Here is a 4,863-nt window from a genome sequence, read left to right as displayed (position 1 = left end):
GAGGCTGGGCTTCTTGAAGGTGGGTCCGGCGCTGTCCTACGCTCCCCCACCGTCTCCCGTGCAGTACCATCGGCGCTGCGAGTCTTAGCTTCCGGGTTCGGAATGTTGCCGGGCGTTTCCCTCGCGCTATGGCCGCCGAAACATTAGGGACATCCTGATGGGGTGTCTAAACGTTCGGAAGTGTTAGCTTTCGTGTTTAGTTATCCGAACCCCTGTGGGGGGTTGGGGTGTGACCCGACCGTATGTCGGGAACCACAGAGTGGACGCGAGTGTCTTGTTGACAGAAGTTTTTCGCACCACCCTGTTGGGGGTGGTGGTGTTGGTGAAGTTGTTGGCTTATTAGTACAGGTCAGCTACACACCTCGTTAGTTGGTGCTTCCACATCCTGCCTATCAACCCAGTAGTCTCCTGGGAGCCTCTCCCCATAAATGGGATGGAAATCTCATCTCGAAGCCGGCTTCCCGCTTAGATGCTTTCAGCGGTTATCCGTTCCGAACGTAGCTAATCAGCGGTGCACTTGGCAGTACAACTGACACACCAGAGGTTCGTCCATCCCGGTCCTCTCGTACTAGGGATAGCTCTTCTCAAATTTCCTACGCGCGCAGAGGATAGGGACCGAACTGTCTCACGACGTTCTAAACCCAGCTCGCGTACCGCTTTAATGGGCGAACAGCCCAACCCTTGGGACCTACTCCAGCCCCAGGATGCGACGAGCCGACATCGAGGTGCCAAACCATGCCGTCGATATGGACTCTTGGGCAAGATCAGCCTGTTATCCCCGAGGTACCTTTTATCCGTTGAGCGACAGCGCTTCCACAAGCCACTGCCGGATCACTAGTCCCGACTTTCGTCCCTGCTCGACTTGTCAGTCTCACAGTCAAGCTCCCTTGTGCACTTACACTCGCCACCTGATTGCCAACCAGGTTGAGGGAACCTTTGGGCGCCTCCGTTACTCTTTAGGAGGCAACCGCCCCAGTTAAACTACCCACCATGCACTGTCCCAGAACCCGATCAGGGTTCGTAGTTAGATATCCAGAGTGACCAGAGTGGTATTTCAACAATGACTCCACGAGCACTAGCGTGCCCGCTTCACAGTCTCCCACCTATCCTACACAAGCCACACCGAACACCAATACAAAGCTATAGTAAAGGTCACGGGGTCTTTCCGTCCTTCTGCGCGTAACGAGCATCTTTACTCGTAGTGCAATTTCGCCGAGTTCGCGGTTGAGACAGCTGGGAAGTCGTTACGCCATTCGTGCAGGTCGGAACTTACCCGACAAGGAATTTCGCTACCTTAGGATGGTTATAGTTACCACCGCCGTTTACTGGGGCTTAAATTCTGGGCTTCGCCTTGCGGCTAACTCTTCCTCTTAACCTTCCAGCACCGGGCAGGCGTCAGTCCGTATACATCGTCTTGCGACTTGGCACGGACCTGTGTTTTTAGTAAACAGTCGCTTCCCACTGGTCTCTGCGGCCCTATCACGCTCCCGCAGCAAGTGCGTTCACGATCGGGGCCCCCCTTCTCCCGAAGTTACGGGGGCATTTTGCCGAGTTCCTTAACCACGATTCTCTCGATCTCCTTAGTATTCTCTACCTGATCACCTGAGTCGGTTTGGGGTACGGGCACATGGAACCTCGCGCCGATGCTTTTCTTGGCAGCAGACGATCACTGATTTCCCCACTGAAGGGTACCCATCGAGTCTCAGCCTTATATAAGACGCGGATTTGCCTACGTCTTGGCCTACATTCTTAGACCGGGACAACCATCGCCCGGCTCAGCTACGTTCCTGCGTCACACCTGTTAATACGCTAACCGCACCACTCTGGGTCGCACGCTACATCCCACCCTCTCGCCCCGAAGGGTCCGATAAGTGAGGTTTCAGATGCTTAGCATTAGTGGATTGGCTTGGACGGTTCTTCTGCGGTACGGGAATATCAACCCGTTGTCCATCGACTACGCCTGTCGGCCTCGCCTTAGGTCCCGACTTACCCAGGGCGGATTAGCCTGGCCCTGGAAACCTTGATCTTTCGGAGGACGGGTTTCTCACCCGTCTTTCGCTACTCATGCCTGCATTCTCACTCGTGTGGCCTCCACGGCTGGTTTACACCGCCGCTTCGCTGGCCACACGACGCTCTCCTACCCATCCATACGGCTGGACCACGAAGGCCTGCCAAAAATATAAATGCCACAACTTCGGTGGCGTGCTTGAGCCCCGTTACATTGTCGGCGCGGAATCACTTGACCAGTGAGCTATTACGCACTCTTTCAAGGGTGGCTGCTTCTAAGCCAACCTCCTGGTTGTCTATGCAACTCCACATCCTTTCCCACTTAGCACGCGCTTAGGGACCTTAGATGGTGGTCTGGGTTGTTTCCCTCTCGACGATGAAGCTTATCCCCCACCGTCTCACTGCTGCGCTCTCACTTACCGGCATTCGGAGTTTGGCTAACGTCAGTAACCTTTTAGGGCCCATCGGCTATCCAGTAGCTCTACCTCCGGCAAGAAACACGCAACGCTGCACCTAAATGCATTTCGGAGAGAACCAGCTATCACGAAGTTTGATTGGCCTTTCACCCCTATCCACAGCTCATCCCCTCCATTTTCAACTGAAGTGGGTTCGGTCCTCCACGACGTCTTACCGTCGCTTCAACCTGGCCATGGATAGATCACTTCGCTTCGGGTCTAGAACCAGCGACTACAACGCTCTATTCGAACTCGCTTTCGCTACGCATCCCCCTCACGGGTTAAGCTCGCCACTGATCACTAACTCGCAGGCTCATTCTTCAAAAGGCACGCCGTCACACCAACAAAGGGCGCTCCGACGGCTTGTAAGCAAACGGTTTCAGGTACTATTTCACTCCCCTCCCGGGGTACTTTTCACCTTTCCCTCACGGTACTTGTTCACTATCGGTCATCTGGGAGTATTTAGGCTTATCAGGTGGTCCTGACAGATTCACGCGGGATTTCTCGGGCCCCGCGATACTTGGGATACTCTTCGGACCATTACCACATTTCAACTACAGGGCTGGCACCTTCTACGGCTGGGCTTTCAATCCCATTCATCTATATGACGCTGTAATCCTCACGGCACGGCAGCACCGAATGAAAAGTCCCACAACCCCGCCCATGCAACCCCTGCCGGGTATCACACATGAACGGTTTAGCCTGATCCGGGTTCGCTCGCCACTACTAACGGAATCACTATTGTTTTCTCTTCCTGTGGGTACTGAGATGTTTCACTTCCCCACGTTCCCTCAACCCGCCCTATATATTCAGGCGGGAGTCACCAGGTCACCCAAAGGGCCTGGCGGGGTTTCCCCATTCGGAAATCCTCGGATCACAGCTCTATTATCAGCTCCCCGAGGCTTATCGCAGATTTATACGTCCTTCTTCGGCTCCAGATGCCAAGGCATTCACCGTTTGCTCTTAAAAACTTCACAAACAAAATATGCACAACAAAGACCAATGCTTACCCGATCCGAAGACCGGGGAACATTGATTATCAGAAATGACAGACACAACAAACACCGGCATGATCCGAAGATCAACCGGCCTGTCACGTCCGCATCCTGATGATGCTCGCGTCCACTGTGTAGTTCTCAAAATACGGGCGGTACCCCACCCAACAAGAAGACAAACATCTCCCGCCGGGATAAGGCCCAGAGTTCAACAGCCAACCCCCATACCCGACGCAGTGAACAAACACCACACCAGAAGAAGGCTGCCCGGTCCCTCAGGACCCAACAGCGTGCACAACACCAGCCGCACCATCAACCCCGTTCCAAACCCGAAGGTCGTACTAACGATCAACAGCACACTTCGTGAATGTCAAATGTTCCACCCATGAGCGCCACCACCAGATAACTTCCAATGAAATGACTGTCCGTGCGATTCGCCTGTATACAGAGCGACACGAAACGTGCTCCTTAGAAAGGAGGTGATCCAGCCGCACCTTCCGGTACGGCTACCTTGTTACGACTTAGTCCTAATCACCGATCCCACCTTCGACAGCTCCCCCCACGAATGGTTGGGCCACTGGCTTCGGGTGTTACCGACTTTCATGACTTGACGGGCGGTGTGTACAAGGCCCGGGAACGTATTCACCGCAGCGTTGCTGATCTGCGATTACTAGCGACTCCGACTTCATGAGGTCGAGTTGCAGACCTCAATCCGAACTGAGACCGGCTTTTTGGGATTCGCTCCACCTTACGGTATTGCAGCCCTTTGTACCGGCCATTGTAGCATGCGTGAAGCCCAAGACATAAGGGGCATGATGATTTGACGTCATCCCCACCTTCCTCCGAGTTGACCCCGGCAGTCTCCTATGAGTTCCCACCATAACGTGCTGGCAACATAGAACGAGGGTTGCGCTCGTTGCGGGACTTAACCCAACATCTCACGACACGAGCTGACGACAACCATGCACCACCTGTAAACGAGTGTCCAAAGAGTTGACCATTTCTGGCCCGTTCTCGTTCATGTCAAGCCTTGGTAAGGTTCTTCGCGTTGCATCGAATTAATCCGCATGCTCCGCCGCTTGTGCGGGCCCCCGTCAATTCCTTTGAGTTTTAGCCTTGCGGCCGTACTCCCCAGGCGGGGAACTTAATGCGTTAGCTGCGACACAGAAACCGTGGAATGGCCCCTACATCTAGTTCCCAACGTTTACGGCATGGACTACCAGGGTATCTAATCCTGTTCGCTCCCCATGCTTTCGCTCCTCAGCGTCAGTTACGGCCCAGAGATCTGCCTTCGCCATCGGTGTTCCTCCTGATATCTGCGCATTCCACCGCTACACCAGGAATTCCAATCTCCCCTACCGCACTCTAGTCTGCCCGTACCCACTGCAGGCCGGAGGTTGAGCCTC

The 4,863-nt window shown here is 54.4% G+C and carries 3 rRNA genes; all 3 read right to left on the bottom strand.

The features are described 5' to 3' along the window. Positions 1-23: 23 nt before the first annotated feature. Positions 24-140: ribosomal RNA gene (gene rrf, locus V3W46_RS13950) — 5S ribosomal RNA — on the bottom strand. Between the two features lie 179 nt (positions 141-319). Next, positions 320-3,439 (bottom strand): 23S ribosomal RNA (locus V3W46_RS13945). 490 nt (positions 3,440-3,929) lie between these two features. Further along, positions 3,930-4,863: ribosomal RNA gene (locus tag V3W46_RS13940) — 16S ribosomal RNA — on the bottom strand; the annotation flags it as partial.

It is taken from the genome of Subtercola sp. YIM 133946 (genome assembly GCF_036553535.1).
GTDB lineage: Bacteria > Actinomycetota > Actinomycetes > Actinomycetales > Microbacteriaceae > Subtercola.
Note: the sequence above shows the minus strand (reverse complement) of the source record. Positions and strands in the feature narration are given on the sequence as shown.